The following is a 15,569-nucleotide window of genomic DNA, read 5'->3' on the forward strand; positions in this document are numbered from 1 at the left end:
GTCGACATACGCCATCCCCTGCACCGCCTTCGATCGAAAGTGTGACCGTCAGCAGATGCGCATATCCCTCGGCGTGGCACGCCGCACCGCCGGTGCCGCCATGCTCTCCTTGGCCATCTCCCTCACCGGGCTCGTCTCCCCCAGCACCGCACAGGCCGCCGTGACCTGCGCGTCCGGCGTGTGGAAGGCCGAGTACTTCGCCAACATCACCCTCACGGGCACCCCGAAGGCCACTGTCTGCGATACCTCCATCGCCGAGAACTACGGCTTCGGCGACCCCGCCGGCGTCACGCTGCCGAGGGACAACTTCGGCGTCCGCTGGAGCACCACTCGCAACTTCGGTTCCGGCGGCCCCTTCGACCTCAACCTCGCCGTCCAGGACGGCGCCCGTGTCTACCTCGACGGCGAGCGCAAGATCGACCTGTGGCGCGATGTCACCTCGACGCAGAAGAAGACGCTCCGGCTGACCGTCCCGCGCGGAATCCACAGTCTGCGCGTGGACTTCGCCGCCGTCACCGGCGCCGCCGACGTCTCCTTCGGCTATGCCCCGGTCATCGGCGCGACCTACGACAAGGTCACGCCCCTGGCCCCGGCCGGCCTGAAGGCCACCTACACGGCGTCCACCCTGAAGTCGACGCTGAGCTGGTCGCGCAACTACGAGATGGACCTGTCCGGCTACCGCCTCTACCGCCGCACGGGCAGCACCGGCACCTGGAGCCAGCTGAACACCACCACCCTCACCGGCACCACGTACACGGACACGCCCCCGGCCACCGGCGCCACGTACGAGTACGCGCTCCGCGCCCTCGACCGCTCCGGCAACCTGTCCCCGCTGTCCGCCCTGGTACGGGTCGTCAGCGCCGACAAGACGCCTCCCGGCGTCCCCACCGGCCTCAAGGCCACGCACGACCCCTACGGCGCCGGCGCCCGGCTCTCCTGGTCCGCGGTGAGCGGGGCGAGCGCCTACGAGGTGCAGCGGTCCCTCGCGTCCGCGGGCCCGTACGCCTCCGTCGGCATGCCCGCGACCGGCACCGAGATGACGGACCCGAGCATCGCCCCGGCCACGACCTACTACTACCGCGTGCGCGCCCGCGACGCCGCGGCCAACACCTCCGCGTATTCCGCGCCCGTCCGGCTCGACGTGCCCGAGGCCAAGCCCCTGGCGCCGACTGGCATCTCCGCCAACGGCCGGCTCGACCGCAACACCATCGGCTGGACGTACACCGCTGACGCGTCCCACCGGTTCCACGTCTACGCCGCCGACGCGGCCACCGGCCCGTGGACTCGCCTGACCGAGAGCCCGGCCCCCAACGCCTTGTACGACGACGTCACGGCCATCGCCGGCCAGGTGCGCTACTACCAGGTCCGGACGGTCACGCCGCTCGGCACGGAGTCGGCCCCGTCGGCGACGGTCTCGGCCACCCGCGTCCGCGACACCACCCCGCCGTCCATGCCGCGCAACCTGAGCGCGTACAGCGAGACGGACGGGGTGCACCTGTCCTGGAACCCCAACACCGGCGACGACACGAACCACTACGTCGTCATGCGCAAGCAGTCGTTGACCGGATGGGAGCAGATCGCCAGCGTGTGGGGCGATTCGTACGTGGACACCAGCACCCCGGAAGGCGTGCAGTACGGCTACACCGTCCTCGCCGTCGACGAGGCCGGCAACGTCTCTCGCCTGCCCGAGCCCGGCTACGGCACCGTCTACGGCAAGCGCCTGCCGGTCTACCCGACCCCGGACGCACCCGCCTCGCTGACCGCCACCATGGGGAACGGCAAGGTCAAGCTGGAGTGGACCCCGAGCACGGCGACCGATCTGTCCGGCTACTACGTCTACCGCACGACCGGCACGGACCCCGCGCAGGCCTACAGCGTCTCCCCGATCCTCACCGGGACGACCTTCACCGACGAAACCCCGCCCGCCGGCAGGACCTGGCGCTACGTGGTCCGCGCCGTCAGCACGCAGGGCAAGTGGTCCGGCTACTCGCCGATGGCCGAGGCCGTGGTCCCCTGCCCGATCCTGACCGCACCGCCCACTCCCCGAATCACCGGGACCGCCGTCGATGACGGTCCCCTCGTCCGGATCGTCTGGGAGCCCGGAACATGTGACCAGGGCATGACCGTCTCGTACAACGTGTACAGGTCCATGTCCCACTCGGGCGTCTTCGCCCCTGAGAACCGCATCGCCTCGGGCCTCACGGAACCGACGTACATGGACCTCGGCCCCTTCACGCCGCTGCGCTACTACTACTACCTGGTCACTGCCGTGGCCGCCGACGGCACCGAATCGGCACCGCAGGCCGGCCCCATCAACATCCCGATCCCGGGCTGACACCCCCTGAGGCCCCCGCCGCCCGGACATCACAGCTCCGGAACGGCGGGGCCTCCCCGTCAGCCGGTCACCGGCCCCGGCCCGGCCCTGCCCCGGCCCCGAAACGACGAAAATCCCGCCCGATCTTGCGATCTGACGGGATTCCCGGTGTCTGTGGGGTGTTCACGATTACCCCTGACCAGGCATTCCAGAACCGTACGAAGACATTGCAGCGACGTACGGCCACCACCGACGCTGCCGGCCCGCACCACAATCCGAAGGCGTCGGTGATGGCCGCAGGGAGACGTCACCGTCGAAAAGGAAAAATCTACTGCAATCAGGCTCGAGAGCCTACGGAAACGCCCAGCTCAGACCACCTGCGAAGCACAGCGGAGCATAGCGGAGCACCCCCGCCACGCCCTTCCGGCGCACAGCGCCGGATCCTCCCAGGACCGCGCAGCGGGCCCGCAAAGAGCAGCGCAACGGAACCCCCTGCCTTCACCCCGACGCACCGCGCCGGCCCCTCACGGGCCGCACAGCGGCCCGTCCGCGCAGCGGGGAACCCGCTGCGCGGGGAGAAGAAGGCCACGCAACTCCCGGAGCACCGCAGGCGTTCCGCATCCCGTTGCCGCGAAACAGCACGTCCGGGAAGCGCTTCGGTGCGCCCAGGTATCGACCGGAGCCGGCCGCGCCGCGCTCTCCTCGCACCGTCAGGCGCGAGGCCGCGCCCCGCCTGTCGCCAGACGAGCGCCGGGCCGTCAGGCCCGGCTTCGAGGGCTTTCTGTCCAGGACAGTCTCCTTTGGCCCCACCACGACGGCTTCATCTGGCCTCGGGCAGGAACGGTTTGAACTGGCCCCACCCGGCTTCCAGGAGGCCCTGTCGACGTCAATGTCGGTGGTGGCACCTACCTTTTACTCATGGCTGATCAGCAGTGGGCGGGTGTCCGTCAACGGGCTGAGGCTCTGAAGGCATCCCCCACGAGCAACGACGTGTTCGGGGCCCGGGGGCACCGATGGGTTCTGGAGGAGCCGCTCAGTTATGCCGAGCTCGCGGAGCTCGAGGCGCAGATGAAGGTGACGCTGCCAGAGGAGTTCCGGGCATTCCTCCTTCTTGTCGGCGCGGGTGGCGCAGGTCCCGCTCATGGCGTGTTCCCGGTGCGGCGAGTGCAGGGCCGCTGGCGGTGGGAGGGCGACGGCGCGGACATGGCAGACCTGTCCCGGCTCGCCGAGCCCTTTCCCGAGCAGGGCCCAGACCCCGAGATGGTCGACGTGCTCCTTGCCGAACGCCCCGAGGAAGAGGAGTTCGATGAGATCGAGGAGTTCGACGACGCCATCGAGGCATGGGACGAACGGTGGGACGCCGTCATGCTCGCCCCCGAGCGCACCGTCGGCGCCGCACGCTCAGCCTGCCGCTGGAGGCCCCTGACCCTCATGTCATTGATGAGCTTGCACGGATAGCCCTCCAGCGTCCCTCCATATGTCGAAGACATTCGCAGCTCGGTGAGCTCGATCGAACGTCCAGACGAGAGGGCTATATGGCTCAGCGACATGCCGACACCCTATGTGCAGGATTCACTTCCGATACACGGCCTAATCGTACGGCGGGCCGATGACCGCCTGGCCGATCTGCTCGGCCAGCCAGGCAGCGTAGCTCTGCGAGTCCCCGGTCTTCTGGACGTTGACGCATACGGTGTGGGTCCCAATTTGCCAGTCGGTTCCAGGGTCTTCGCAGTTGAAGACCAGGGTGATGCCGTCGTGTTCGACCCGCCCGCTGTACCCGCGCTCATCCACCGCCGGCCAGATCACCTGGTCCCAGCGGATCGATCCGTATCGCGGACCCACCAACGCGGTGAAAGCGTCCTCGACGCTGCCGACCGGCTGGTCCAGCAATGACGCCCAGAGCGGGAGCAGGTCAACGAGGCCATCCGCATCCTCAGAAAGCTCGGCCGCTTGCCAGTCGCACCGCAAGCCCGCCTTCGCATCAAACTCCCTCGCCCAAAACTCTTCGTTCTCCGTGCGGAACCAGGCGTCCGGCAGTAACCGCCGCAGTTCCCAGACCTCTGCAACCGTGCAGAGCTCCACGTCCACCGATACCTGGGCATAATCCCGATCGCCCAGCGCGAGGAGCTGACGTGCTGCGGCGAGGGCCGCTACCGGGTCGGACGTGCGGAAGACAGGATGGGAGACGCCGCTGGACATGTGAGCACCCTGCCACACGTCGATGTTGGCCAGCATCTGAGTTTCGAATGCCTGTGACCAGCCCTTTCACAACAGGCCCTAGGAGCCGTCTTCAAAGGTGATCAAGTGATGAGGGATCATGCTTGTCATGGTGCGTCGTCATGAGCTTTCGGATGCCGAATGGGCTGTGCTGTCGCGCTTGCTGCCGAGTTCGGGGGCCGCGGGACGGCCTCGTTCGGACGACCGGGTGGTGCTGAACGGGATCGTGTGGAATCTGCGGACCGGATCTGCCTGGCGCGACGCGCCGGAACGGTATGGCTCCTGGCAGACTCTGTACGCGCGTTTCCGCAGGTGGGCCCTGGACGGCACCTTCTCGCGCATGCTGCGCCATTCAGGCGGAGAAGGACGCGGCCGGGGACATCCAGTGGCTGGTGTCGGTCGACTCCACCATCGTGCGGGCCCACCAGCATGCCGTCGGCGGCAAAAGGGGACGGTCGACCGGGACGAAGCGGGTGATCACGCCCTCGGCCGGTCCCGCGGCGGACTGAGCACGAAAGTCCACCTGGCCTGCGACGGGCTCGGCCGCCCTCTCGGGTTCGTGCTGTCGGGCGGCAACGCCAACGACTGCACTCGCTTCGAGCAGGTGATGGGCTCGATCAGCGTGCCCCGAGTCGGGCCAGGCCGTCCGCAGGCCCGGCCCGACCACGTGATCGCGGACAAGGGCTACAGCTCTCGGAAGATCCGTTCCTACCTGCGCAGGCGCGGCATCGGGCACACGATCCCCGAACACGCCGATCAGGTCATCGGCCGGCTGAACCGTGGCGCACGCGGCGGTCGGCCACCCCGCTTCGACCGGTGTGTCTACCGCCGCCGCAACGTCGTCGAACGCTGCTTCAACCGCCTCAAACAGTGGCGCGGGCTGGCCACCCGCTACGACAAGACCCGCGAGTCCTACCAGGCCACCGTCACCATCGCGTCCCTCCTCCTCTGGCTCCGACCTATTTGAAGACACTGCCTAGGGCCTGTCCGGCGGATCATATGATCGCCTCGCGTGGACCATTGTGTTGGTCGTGGGGCGGGGTGATCTTACGAATGACGAGTGGGCGCAACTTGCCCCACATCTGCCGAAGACCGGGCGCCGGGGCGGACGTTGGATTGATCACTGAACGGTGATCAACGGGATCCTGTTCCGGGTTCGCACGGGTGTCCCGTGGCGGGACCTGCCGGAGCGGTTCGGGAGCTGGAAAACCGTGTACGAGCGCCACCGCCAGTGGTCGGCGGACGGCACCTGGGAAAGGATCCTCCAGGCCGTCCAGGCCGAGGCCGACTCTCAGGGGTGCATCGACTGGAGCATGGTGAGCGTGGACTCGACCTCGTGCCGGGCTCACCAGCATGCTGCCGGTGCACCGCGCAGAACACCCCGTACACCGAAACGGAGATCGGCGCTCCTGCAGCACCGCCCCGACGAAGGACTCGGCCGGTCCCGTGGCGGTCTGACCTCCAAGATCCACCTGGCCGGGGAGGGCGGCCGCCGCCCACTGGTCTTCCTGATCACGCCGGGCCAGTGGGGCGACAGCCCGCAGCTGGTACCCGTCCTCGAACGGATCCGGGTCAAGCGGCCCGGCGGTGGCCATCCACGCACCCGCCCTGATCACCTGGGCGGCGATAAGGCGTACAGCTCTCGCCGCAACCGCCGTTACCTGCGCAGACGGCAGATCAAGCACACCATCCCGGAACGGAAGGACCAGCGGGCCAACCGTCGGCGCCGCGGCAGCCGGGGAGGCCGGCCCGCTGGCTTCGACAAAGAGAGGTACAAGCGCAGGAACGAGGTCGAGCGCACGATCAACCGGCTCAAGCACTCCAGGGCTGTGGCAACACGGCATGACAAGCGCGCCTACGTCTTCCATGGCATCGTCACGGTTGCGTCGATCCGCCTTTGGCTCAGGCCGTGATCAATCGGCTTCCAGAGCGTCGGCCCGTTTCTTGAGGCCCTCTGCAATGTGGTCCCAGTCCGGGCCATGCATCCACAGATTCTCGGCAGCCTCCCACAGCAGTGCCGGTTCGTCCGGCCGTTGCAAGAGCACCAGCCGATAGGCCAGATTCCGGACCCAGACCGGCAGGTGGCCATCCACCACGTGCGGACAAAGTTCACGAAGCATGGCAAGGATCGAATCCGCATCGGCGAACGTCAGCTCCTCGACGAAGTAGTGCTCCCCGTGTTCGAGCCCGCACTCCGGCGTCGGTCGGTACTCGTCTCCGTAGAGACATCTGGCGTGCTCCGTCAGAGTTCCGTGCATGGCCTGGAGCCTTTGCCGCCACGATCCGCCGGACAGAACCTAAAAGCGCCGCAATGTCGTGGAACGCTGCTTCGACCGGCTGAAGCAGTGGCGGGGCATCGCCACCCGCTACGACAAGACCACCCGGTCCTACGAAGCAGCCGTCACCCCCGCCTCACTCCTGATGTGGGCATGCGATTTGACGACAGAACCTAGTGGACCGTGAGGACGTCGACGCTCCCGAGGGGCCGGCGGAAGGTTCGCGGGCCGCTGGAGGCCGCCCCGGGGGTGGGGAGCGCCTATACGGCCAGCAGATGGCCCGTTCGACCTCGCCATCGTGGATGAGGCAAACTCAACCGCTGGCGATCTGGGGTGTCCGTGGGCGGCCATCCACGACAACGCCCGGATCCCTGCCGACTTCCGGCTCTACCTGACCGCGACACCGCGCATCCTCGCCGCTCCCCGGCCGCAGAAGGGCACCGGCGGTCAGGAGGTGGAGCTGGCGACTATGGCCGACGACCCGGGCGCGTGGCTCGCCGAGCTCGATCTGGGCGAGGCAGTCGAGCGGGAGATCCTTGCGGGCTTTGAGATCGACGTGCTGGAGATCCGCGACCCCTCCCCCCGTTCTCGGGGAGCCGGAGGAAGCGCGGCGCGGCCGGCGCCTGGCGCTGCTGCAGACCGCGCTCCTGGAACATGCCGGCGCATGGAACCTCCAGGCCGTCATGACCTTCCACCAGAAGGTCGAGGAAGCCCGCGCGTTCGCGGAGAAGCTCTCCGAGATCGCAGCCGAGCTGTATGTGAACGACGCCTCGGACGAAGACCTCGCGAAGGCGGCAAAGCTCCCGACATCGTCGATCAACGCGGAGTTCTACGAACTCGAGGCCGGACACCACGTACCCTCGGAGCGGGTGTGGTCGGCATGGCTGTGCGGCAACCACCTCGTCTCCGAGCGCTGCGAGGTCCTGCGCCAGTTCGCCAACGGCATCAACGCGACCGGGCGCCGGGTCCACCGGGCCTTCCTCGCCAGCGTTCGCGTTCTCGGCGAGGGGGTGGACATCACCGGCGAACGGGGAGTCGACTCGATCTGCTTCGCCGACACCCGCGGCGCACAGGTCGAGTCGTCCAGAACATCGGCCGGGCCCTCCGCCTCAACCGCGACGGCACCACCAAAGTCGCCAGGATCATCGTGCCGGTCTTCCTGGAACCGAACGAGGACCCCGAGGACATGATCGCCTCCGCGAGCTACAAGCCACTCGTAGCCGTCCGCCAGGGCCTGTGCTCACATGACGAGCGCCTGGTCGAGCAGTTCGCTTCCCGGACACTCACCAGCGGCAAGCGCAAGGTGCGCGTCCGGCGTGACGAGAACGGGCGGATCGTCGGGGCCGGCAACGCGGGCGACGGCTAGGACCAGGAGGACGACGGCACGCAGGCCGCTGCCGAAGTGGCCCTGCTGCACTTCTCCAGCCCCCGCGACGCCATCGCCATCGCCGCGTTCCTGCGCACCCGGGTCTACCGGCCCGAATCCCTGGTGTGGCTGGAGGGCCATCAGGCGCTGATGCAGTGGCGGGCGGAGAACGAGACCACCGGCCTGCACGCCGTTCCGTATGACGTCGAGGTCGAAGTCGGGACGACGAAGTCGTTTCCGCTCGGCCGGTGGGTGCACCAGCAGCGCAAGGCGCTGCGAGCCGGGGAGCCGGAGGAGCGGCGCAAGGTGCTACTGGACGCGTCGGAAGCCGGGATGGTGTGGGAGCCAGGCAAGGAAACATGGGAGAACAAACTCGCCGTGCTGAGGTCTTACCGGCGGGTGATGGGGCACCTCGCGCCCCGTCAGGACGCCGTGTGGGGCGAGGGCGAGGCGATGGTGCCCATCGGGCAGCACATGGCCGACCTCCGCCGCAAAGGCGGCCTGGGCAAGGATCCGGAGCGGGCCGGCGTGCGCGCGCAGCAGTTGGCCACGGTCGACGAAGACCGGGACTGCCCCTGGCCGCTCGACTGGCAGCGCCACTACCGCGTCCTGGCGGATCTGGGCGACGCCGACGGGGTTCTGCCGGCCATCGCACCCGGGGTGCTGTTCGAAGACAATGGCATCGGGCGGTGGCTGAAGCGGCAGAAGAACCCGGGCACCTGGGCACAGCTGTCGACCGAGCAGCAGCAGCGACTGTGGAAGCTGGGCGTACAGCCCAACCAGACCCCGGCATCCGCCCCGCCCCGCCAGCCGCGCGCACCACGAAGGGCCCGAGCAAGGCGCAGGCAGCGTTCCAGCGAGGCCTGCCCCCCTCACGCAGTGGGTGGAACGGGAAGGCGCGGACCGGCCCGTGCCGAGGGGGCATGGTGAACGGATCACCGCCGACGGCGAGACGGAGCCAGTGCCCGTACGACTGGGCGTATGGATCTCCAACACCGAAAGCCGACGGGACGAACTCGACCAGAAACGGCGCGACGCACTACGAGAACTCGGCATGCGGTGGGCGTGATGGATGTCGTCGTCACCGATGCGGGTGTTGTGCGGGGTCGGGGCGGCCGGCCGAGAGCGCCGAACTGCACTTGTGCGCCGGGCGAGTTCCAGTATGGAATACATTTTCGAAACTAGAACAGGGAGGCATCATGACTGTTGGACGCAGGATTTTCCTCGGTGGGTTCACCGCGGGAGCCGTGACGCTGGCGGCCGCCAGCACCGCGGCGGCGAGTACGACCGAGGCGGCCGCGGGCGACCCGACCGTGTTCGACGGGCCGGTCGTTGCCCACGGCTTCCGCGCCGAGGGGACGACGAACGCGGCCTTCTTCAGGACCACCTCGACGACCGAGCACGCGGCCACGATCCACCAGGCCGGCACCTCCGGCTCCGGCGTGGCCCTGAACATCATCTCCGACAACCCGCAGACCTCCGCGGTCTACCTGACCGGCCACGAGACCGACCGCGGCACCCTGAAGATCAGCCACGTGGGCCGGGCCGACGGCACCGACACGGGCGCCTCCGCGATCTCCATCGACCTCAAGACCGCCGGCACCGCCAGCCAGGGCATCTTCCTCACCGCCACCCAGGGCCCCACCACCGGCAACCTCATCACCCTGCGTAATAACCCCGGCGTGGAGGACCTCGCCGTCAAGGGCAGCGGCCGCATCGGCATCGGCATCGAACGCGGCGCGACCCCCTACGCCCAAGTCCACATCGTGCAACGGCCCACCACCCCCGCCGGTCTCCTCGTCGAGGGCACCGTCCGCGTCGGCAACGCCGCCACCGTCCCCACCGGCATCGACTCCAAGGGCGGCGGCGCCCTCTACGCCAAGGACGGCGCCCTCTTCTGGCGCGGCTCCGCCGGCACCGTCACCCAGATCGCATCCGCCTGAGCGGCCACCCCACGGAACACATCATGCAACTGACACCCGAGCAACTCGTCTCCGAGTTCCATGACGCTGTCATGGAACTCTACTTCGCCCGCAAGCGGATCGCCGTCCTGGAGGCGGAGAACGCGGCCCTGCGCACGGAGCTCAACCAGGCATCCGGCACAGCCGACTGACCGGGGTCGGTACCCCGCGGCGGACGCCGGTGCTCCCCGGCCCCGTCCGCCGCAGTCACCGGCAGGTCTCCAAGCCGGTCCCCGTGCGTGTCCTTGAGATTCATGGGACCGTCGGCACCGACAACTCCTCGTTCACCAGCGGCCGCCCGGACCGGGGCGGCCGCGACAGCGACCTCGGAGGCATCGGGTACGCCGGGCCGGAAGCCGAGGCAGCAGCCACGAAGGTGCTCGCCGACGGACTCGTCGTCACCGCCGGCAACAGCGACGACGACCCGAACGAGATGTCCCCGGCACGCGGGATCTTCGTGACCGACTCCATCCACGCGGTCGTCGACTCGGGACACATCGACGGCGTCGAGATCGACCGGCACGATGGCCGCAGCGACACCGTACCGAAGAGAAGAACGAGCCTCTCCAAGACCTCAGTACACGAACCGGTACTCGGAATCCATCCAGGCCCTCCGAAGAAAGCCGAGCATGAGACACTACCCCCTCCCCCTCTCCGCCCTCGTCGCACCGGCGCTCGCCGCAGGTCTTCTCGCCGTACCGGCTCCTACGGCCCAGGCGGCCCCGGAGCAGGCCGTATACGGTGAGCTGGCCCGCAACGGCACCTTCACCACGACCACCGAGCAATGGTGGGGAACCCCTGGCGCGTCGGTGAACTCCGTCGGCGGCGCGTTGCGGGCGACGGTCGAGCCAGCCCCCGCGAGCCAGGTCGGCCAGCTCTACCGTACGGTCGTGGGCCAGAACGGCATCAAGTTGCGCCGGGGTGCCCGGTACACCCTCTCCTTCGACGCCAAGGCGTCCACGGCCACGAAAATCAAGTCCACCGTCCAGCTGGGCACCGATCCGTACCCGGAGACCCTGGCGAACACCCTCGATCTGACTACCACCACCCAGCGGTTCAGCTGGACCTTCACCTCCTCATTGGCCTCGGACGACGGCCACATCGACTTCCAGGTCGGCGGCCGGCCCGTACAGACAGACATCACCCTCGACAACGTCTCGCTGACGACGTCGACGGCGCGCGAGGGCTTCTTCGTCGACCCCGACTCCAACGCGCGCAAGTGGGTGGACTCCAATCCCGGCAGCCCCACCCGCGACAAGATCCGCAACGAGCTGGCGAACCGGATGACCGTCAAGTGGTTCGGCGGCTGGAACACCGACATAGAGACGGCCGTCGACGACTACGTCACCAAGGCCACGGCCGCCGGGCAGCTGCCCACACTCGTCTCCTACAACATCCCCGGTCGTGACTGCGGCGGTGCCTCCGGCGGCGGCGCGAAGGACGCGGACGCGTACAAGGCGTGGATGAACGGCTTCATCGCCGGCATCGCCAAGCGGCCGGCGCTCGTCATCCTGGAACCGGACGCGGTGGCCCAGGCCGACGTGGAGCAGAACTGCCTCACCCCGGAGAGGCGCGAGGCTCGCTTCGACATGCTCTGGTACGCCAACCAGCACCTCGACGCCCAGGGCCCGCACGTCAAGACCTACATCGACGCCGGCAACGCGACGTGGACACTGGGCGCGCGCCGTGAGGACAACCCGGCGGACAAGGGGATCGGTCTGAGCGACATGGCCGACCTGCTGGGCCGCTCCGGGATCTACCTGGCCGACGGCGTGGCGGTGAATGTGGCCAACTACCACTCCACCGACATCTCCAACGACTACGGCCGCCGGCTCGCCGCGCGGGTCAAGGAGCGGCTGGGTGTCGACACCACCTGGGTCGTGGACACCTCCCGCAACGGCAACGGTGCCTACAAGGTCCCCGGGAACGAGACCAGCGGACAGGTCGGCTTCTGCAACCCGCCCCTGCGCAAGCTGGGTTCAGCCTCCCGGGTCGGTGAAGGCGGCGCCGCCTACTACCTGTGGATCAAGAACCCCGGCGACTCCGACGGCCGGCACATCGACGACGCGCGCTGCACGGCGGACGGCCCGCAGTACAAGGCGGGTGACTTCTCGCCTGAGTTCGCGGAACGCCTGATCGACGGCAGCTGACGACGAGCGCGGTACGGCCCGACCATGGTCGGGCCGTACCGCAAGACGGCACCGGCTCTTGCCGGTGACACGTGGTGACAACGTCGCGGTGCAACGCGGAAGCGGGCCTCCCCGCCGGTTCCCCACGCGGTGGTGCGGTAGGACCGGAGCCCTACTTATGGCCTTGAGCGGGGGTACGAGCTCCGGCCACAGCTCGTAGCCCGTGCAGTCGTCCCCGCAACGGCGCTGTGACCGGTGCCCCCGGCACCTCCGCGCCCGAACCTGAGCCCCAGCATCTCCGTCCCAGCGTGTGGCGACAGGCATGGTGATCGTCGGCTTTGCCGCCCTGGTCGCCGTCGTCGTCCTCGCCCTGACCGGCCACTCCGAAGCCCCGGAACCGGCCGCCGTCATCGGTGTCGCCTTCGCCGGCGGTGGGATCAGCATCAGGGTCGACATCCGCCGCCTGACATCGCAGGAAGGGGCCCTCAGGTATCTGCCTGAGGGCCCCTTCCTGTCCGTCCTCGTCGTCAGCGGTGGACACGAACCGGGCGGCTTGTGTACGGGCGGCTACCGGCGGCGCGGGCGGTGGCCCGCACCTCCGCCAGGACGCGGTGACGTCGTTCGCGGTCCGCCGGTTCATCACCCGTGGGCTGTTGGTCGATCTGCCCGGCAAGCCGAAGGGCACGCTGCATCACCCCGGGCAGGTCGCCGAGGTCTGCGCGCGGGCGGACCTGGCCGAGCTCGTCGCCGCGGACACCCCACTCGGCCCCGACCAGGCCGCCGCCCGTCTTCAGGTGAGGCGGGTGGAGTTCGACTGGATGGTCAAGCTCCAGTGGATCCGGCCCGCGGAATGGGCCGAGGCCGAGTTCGGCACTTCGCGGGCAGGAGCGGTCCAGGTCCCGCTCCACCGCGCCGCCGACGTCGACGCCCTCGAGGCGGTCGCCCGAGGTTCCCGGGCGGCCGCCCCTTCCGGGCGGGTCGGGCGGGGTGGAGGCGGTCAGGACGGGGTGGTCGACGTGGTGGTGCTCGATGTCGACGCCGTACGCGCCGCCCCACGCCTCCCAGACGAGCCGGCCGACCGTCTCGGCAGCCGCGACACTGCGGTGCCCGCCTCCCTGGCACGCGACCGTGCGGCGGACGGGGCAACCTACGGGCACCTCGTCCGCCAGGGCGCGCAACTGCACGGCAGTCCGGTTGATCAGGATCAGGGGCCGGGCGTCCTCAGGGCGTGGCGCTCAAGGCTCCTGCTTCAGCCCTGCTCCTGCTCCGTCCTGATCCCGATCACGTCCTGATCAGGGTTGGCGGGCGGGCCGTGCACAGCCTCGTCCATGGAACGCATGAGGGGTTTAGAAGCTGCAGGAGCGCGTATACGCCGTATTGACGCAGACTTTATATCAGCAGGTAGGAGACGCATCATGAGCATCATCGCGTGGATTCTCATCGGCCTCGTCGCCGGTTTCATCGCCAAGGCGATCATGCCGGGCAAGGACCCGGGCGGCGTCATCATCACCATCCTCATCGGCGTCGCGGGCGGTCTACTGGGGGGCTTCCTCGGAAAGGTCATATTCGGCGTCGACTCCATCGACGGTTTCTTCGACCTCTCCACCTGGATCGCGGCCATCATCGGCTCCGTCATCCTGCTGGCCATCTACCGCGTCGTCACCGGTAACCGACGACACGCCTGAGTGGCCTCCGCACAACCGCAGCACCCGTGAAACGGCTCCCCCCTTCCTTCCAGGGGCGGAGCCGTTCGCCGTCTCCGAGTCGCCTGTCTCCAACAGCACGGAGGCGGAATGGACCGCTGCCGCGTCCGGTATGCCGGACGCGGCGGACGAAGAAGTGGTGATCACCTCGCTCGCCACCTCGCCGAACGTGGCCTGCTCCCTGCCGACGCCCGCGCCCTCCCTGCTCCTCACCGCGGTGGACCGGCGCGGAAAGATACGCGCCGGCCTCGTCGCCGAAGGTGTCAAGGCCGTCGGGTTCGACGGCCGCACGGGCACCCTTTGGATGCCGGTGCGGGCGGTCTCGGCGTCGCCGATCGGACGGGACCCCGGCGCCGGCTCACTGCTCGCGCATGCCCCAGGGGGATCCGTACGCGGTCAGCAGGTCGAGGAACGGCTGAGGGGCGAAGGCCTCGGGACCGAGGACGCCGGTGCCGGTCCAGGTGCCGTTCGCGATGAGTTCCAGGGCGATGACCGGGTTGATCGCGGTCTGCCAGACCACCGCCTGGGATCCGTACTCCTTCATCGACCACTGGTTGTCGACGACGTGGTAGAGGTACACCTCACGAGCCCGGCCGTCCTTCGTGCCTTTCACCCAGGTGCCGGCGCAGGTCTTGCCGTGCATGCGCTCGCCGAGCGTCGCCGGGTCGGGCAGACAGGCCGCGACGACGTCACGCGGCGAGACCTCGACGCCGCCGGGCAGGGTCACCTTCTCGGTGCGGTCCAGGCCCAGCTTGTGCAGCGTCTTGAGGGTGTCGATGAATTCGTCGCCGAGGCCGTACTTGAACGTGACCCGCCGAGCGTCCACCCAGCGCGGGATCAGCAGGACCTCCTCGTGTTCGACGTTGACGCACTCGACGGGGCCGATGCCCTCGGGGAAGTCGAAGACCTCCGGCTCGCTGAAGGGGGCGGTGGTGAACCAGCCTCGGTCCTTCTCCCAGATCACCGGCGGGTTCAGACACTCCTCGATCGTCGTCCAGATGGAGAACGACGGTGCGAAGTCGTAGCCGTCGACCGTCAGGTTCGCGCCGTCCCGTACGCCGATCTCCTCGATCTCGTCGAACAACTCGTCCGCGGCGTAGCGGGCGAAGACGTCGGAGAGGCCGGGCTCCACACCGAACCCGACGAGCGCGAGCTTCCCGGCCTCCTCCCACGCGGCGGCCCGTTCGAACTGGCCGTCGCCGAGCTTGGTCCCGCACTCCTCGTACGGGTGCTCCGGGTGTGGGGACGACAGTGACATCGCCATGTCCAGGTAATGTGCGTCGGCCGCCAGTGCGGCTTCGAACAGCGGCAGCACGAACCGCGGGTCGGTGGCGTTGAGCAATACGTCGCACCGCTCCCGGCGGAGCAGGCCGGTGACCGCCTCCTGGTCGGACGCGTCGACGTGCGTGGAACTGAACCGGGTGTCGTCCGTGCCCAGCGCGGCCACGGCCGCTTCGGCGCGGGAGACGTCGTAGTCGGCGACGACCATGTGGTCGAAGAAGGAGCGGCGGGCAGCGATCTTGGTGATCGCGGTGCCCACGCCGCCCGCGCCCACAAGGAGTACTCGCATGACAGGGTGCCTTTCGACGGGGAGGCCGAAGCC

Annotated in this window: 15 protein-coding genes and 1 pseudogene; 13 read left to right on the plus strand and 3 right to left on the minus strand. The window is 68.8% G+C overall.

The window, feature by feature from the left end; all coding sequences use genetic code 11:
- Window positions 1–55 precede the first annotated feature (55 nt).
- Together ACWGSR_RS07615 and ACWGSR_RS07620 are read left to right on the plus strand one after the other, a co-directional pair.
- Entirely contained in the window at window positions 56–2,335 is a 2,280-nt protein-coding gene (locus ACWGSR_RS07615) for a PA14 domain-containing protein (RefSeq protein WP_453564360.1), read from the plus strand.
- A gap of 897 nt (window positions 2,336–3,232) precedes the next feature.
- Complete coding sequence (locus ACWGSR_RS07620) at window positions 3,233–3,772, plus strand: SMI1/KNR4 family protein (protein ID WP_453564363.1); 540 nt, start codon at window positions 3,233–3,235, stop codon at window positions 3,770–3,772.
- Between the two features lie 132 nt (window positions 3,773–3,904).
- Here ACWGSR_RS07620 and ACWGSR_RS07625 read toward each other — a convergent pair whose 3' ends face one another.
- Window positions 3,905–4,549 carry a hypothetical protein gene (locus ACWGSR_RS07625; RefSeq protein ID WP_453564366.1) on the minus strand — a complete coding sequence of 215 codons (645 nt, stop codon included), beginning with the start codon at window positions 4,547–4,549 and terminating at the stop codon, window positions 3,905–3,907.
- A gap of 82 nt (window positions 4,550–4,631) precedes the next feature.
- On the opposite strand from ACWGSR_RS07625, the gene ACWGSR_RS07630 reads away from it, so the two are divergent.
- Both ACWGSR_RS07630 and ACWGSR_RS07635 read left to right on the plus strand, forming a co-directional pair.
- Complete coding sequence (locus tag ACWGSR_RS07630; RefSeq protein ID WP_453564369.1) at window positions 4,632–5,498, plus strand: IS5 family transposase; 867 nt, start codon at window positions 4,632–4,634, stop codon at window positions 5,496–5,498.
- 64 nt (window positions 5,499–5,562) lie between these two features.
- Window positions 5,563–6,444, plus strand: a pseudogene (locus ACWGSR_RS07635) (IS5 family transposase).
- Here ACWGSR_RS07635 and ACWGSR_RS07640 read toward each other — a convergent pair.
- Window positions 6,445–6,789, minus strand: a complete 345-nt coding sequence (locus tag ACWGSR_RS07640) for a hypothetical protein (protein ID WP_453564372.1) — start codon at window positions 6,787–6,789, stop codon at window positions 6,445–6,447.
- Window positions 6,790–7,490: 701 nt separating this feature from the next.
- Here ACWGSR_RS07640 and ACWGSR_RS07645 point away from each other — a divergent pair.
- The 9 genes from ACWGSR_RS07645 (at window position 7,491) to ACWGSR_RS07685 (ending at window position 13,948) form a co-directional block, all read left to right on the plus strand.
- Complete coding sequence (locus tag ACWGSR_RS07645; protein WP_453564375.1) at window positions 7,491–7,997, plus strand: hypothetical protein; 507 nt, start codon at window positions 7,491–7,493, stop codon at window positions 7,995–7,997.
- Window positions 7,955–8,173, plus strand: coding sequence for a hypothetical protein (locus ACWGSR_RS07650; RefSeq protein ID WP_453564378.1), 219 nt, complete (start codon window positions 7,955–7,957; stop codon window positions 8,171–8,173). Before ACWGSR_RS07645 ends, ACWGSR_RS07650 begins: the two co-directional genes overlap by 43 nt.
- 36 nt (window positions 8,174–8,209) lie before the next feature.
- Window positions 8,210–9,103, plus strand: a complete 894-nt coding sequence (locus ACWGSR_RS07655) for a helicase associated domain-containing protein (RefSeq protein ID WP_453564381.1) — start codon at window positions 8,210–8,212, stop codon at window positions 9,101–9,103.
- A 269-nt stretch (window positions 9,104–9,372) separates the two neighbouring features.
- Entirely contained in the window at window positions 9,373–10,116 is a 744-nt protein-coding gene (locus ACWGSR_RS07660; RefSeq protein ID WP_376239800.1) for a hyaluronoglucosaminidase, read from the plus strand.
- A gap of 23 nt (window positions 10,117–10,139) precedes the next feature.
- Window positions 10,140–10,286, plus strand: a complete 147-nt coding sequence (locus tag ACWGSR_RS07665) for a hypothetical protein (protein WP_376239803.1) — start codon at window positions 10,140–10,142, stop codon at window positions 10,284–10,286.
- 83 nt (window positions 10,287–10,369) lie between these two features.
- Window positions 10,370–10,879 carry a hypothetical protein gene (locus tag ACWGSR_RS07670; protein WP_453564386.1) on the plus strand — a complete coding sequence of 170 codons (510 nt, stop codon included), beginning with the start codon at window positions 10,370–10,372 and terminating at the stop codon, window positions 10,877–10,879.
- The gene (locus tag ACWGSR_RS07675) at window positions 10,764–12,284 is read left to right on the plus strand and encodes a glycoside hydrolase family 6 protein (protein WP_453564389.1); all 1,521 of its coding nucleotides are present in this window, start codon (window positions 10,764–10,766) and stop codon (window positions 12,282–12,284) included. The genes ACWGSR_RS07670 and ACWGSR_RS07675 overlap by 116 nt, the downstream gene beginning before the upstream one ends.
- A gap of 512 nt (window positions 12,285–12,796) precedes the next feature.
- The gene (locus ACWGSR_RS07680; protein ID WP_453564392.1) at window positions 12,797–13,555 is read left to right on the plus strand and encodes a hypothetical protein; all 759 of its coding nucleotides are present in this window, start codon (window positions 12,797–12,799) and stop codon (window positions 13,553–13,555) included.
- 123 nt (window positions 13,556–13,678) lie between these two features.
- Window positions 13,679–13,948: a GlsB/YeaQ/YmgE family stress response membrane protein gene (locus ACWGSR_RS07685; protein ID WP_453564395.1), complete on the plus strand. Its 270-nt coding sequence runs from the start codon at window positions 13,679–13,681 to the stop codon at window positions 13,946–13,948.
- Between the two features lie 376 nt (window positions 13,949–14,324).
- Here the strand turns inward: ACWGSR_RS07685 and ACWGSR_RS07690 are convergent, their stop codons facing one another.
- Complete coding sequence (locus ACWGSR_RS07690; protein ID WP_376239817.1) at window positions 14,325–15,536, minus strand: saccharopine dehydrogenase family protein; 1,212 nt, start codon at window positions 15,534–15,536, stop codon at window positions 14,325–14,327.
- Window positions 15,537–15,569: the final 33 nt, after the last annotated feature.

The organism is Streptomyces sp. NPDC055632, from assembly GCF_053618675.1.

Excerpts from the sequence above, each read along its gene's own strand:
- ACWGSR_RS07615 (WP_453564360.1), top strand. The coding sequence starts at position 56 with ATGCGCATATCCCTCGGCGTGGCACGCCGCACCGCCGGTGCCGCCATG.
- ACWGSR_RS07620 (WP_453564363.1), top strand. The coding sequence starts at position 3,233 with ATGGCTGATCAGCAGTGGGCGGGTGTCCGTCAACGGGCTGAGGCTCTG.
- ACWGSR_RS07625 (WP_453564366.1), bottom strand. The coding sequence starts at position 4,549 with ATGCTGGCCAACATCGACGTGTGGCAGGGTGCTCACATGTCCAGCGGC.
- ACWGSR_RS07630 (WP_453564369.1), top strand. The coding sequence starts at position 4,632 with ATGCTTGTCATGGTGCGTCGTCATGAGCTTTCGGATGCCGAATGGGCT.
- ACWGSR_RS07640 (WP_453564372.1), bottom strand. The coding sequence starts at position 6,789 with ATGCACGGAACTCTGACGGAGCACGCCAGATGTCTCTACGGAGACGAG.
- ACWGSR_RS07645 (WP_453564375.1), top strand. The coding sequence starts at position 7,491 with ATGACCTTCCACCAGAAGGTCGAGGAAGCCCGCGCGTTCGCGGAGAAG.
- ACWGSR_RS07660 (WP_376239800.1), top strand. The coding sequence starts at position 9,373 with ATGACTGTTGGACGCAGGATTTTCCTCGGTGGGTTCACCGCGGGAGCC.
- ACWGSR_RS07665 (WP_376239803.1), top strand. The coding sequence starts at position 10,140 with ATGCAACTGACACCCGAGCAACTCGTCTCCGAGTTCCATGACGCTGTC.
- ACWGSR_RS07675 (WP_453564389.1), top strand. The coding sequence starts at position 10,764 with ATGAGACACTACCCCCTCCCCCTCTCCGCCCTCGTCGCACCGGCGCTC.
- ACWGSR_RS07685 (WP_453564395.1), top strand. The coding sequence starts at position 13,679 with ATGAGCATCATCGCGTGGATTCTCATCGGCCTCGTCGCCGGTTTCATC.
- ACWGSR_RS07690 (WP_376239817.1), bottom strand. The coding sequence starts at position 15,536 with ATGCGAGTACTCCTTGTGGGCGCGGGCGGCGTGGGCACCGCGATCACC.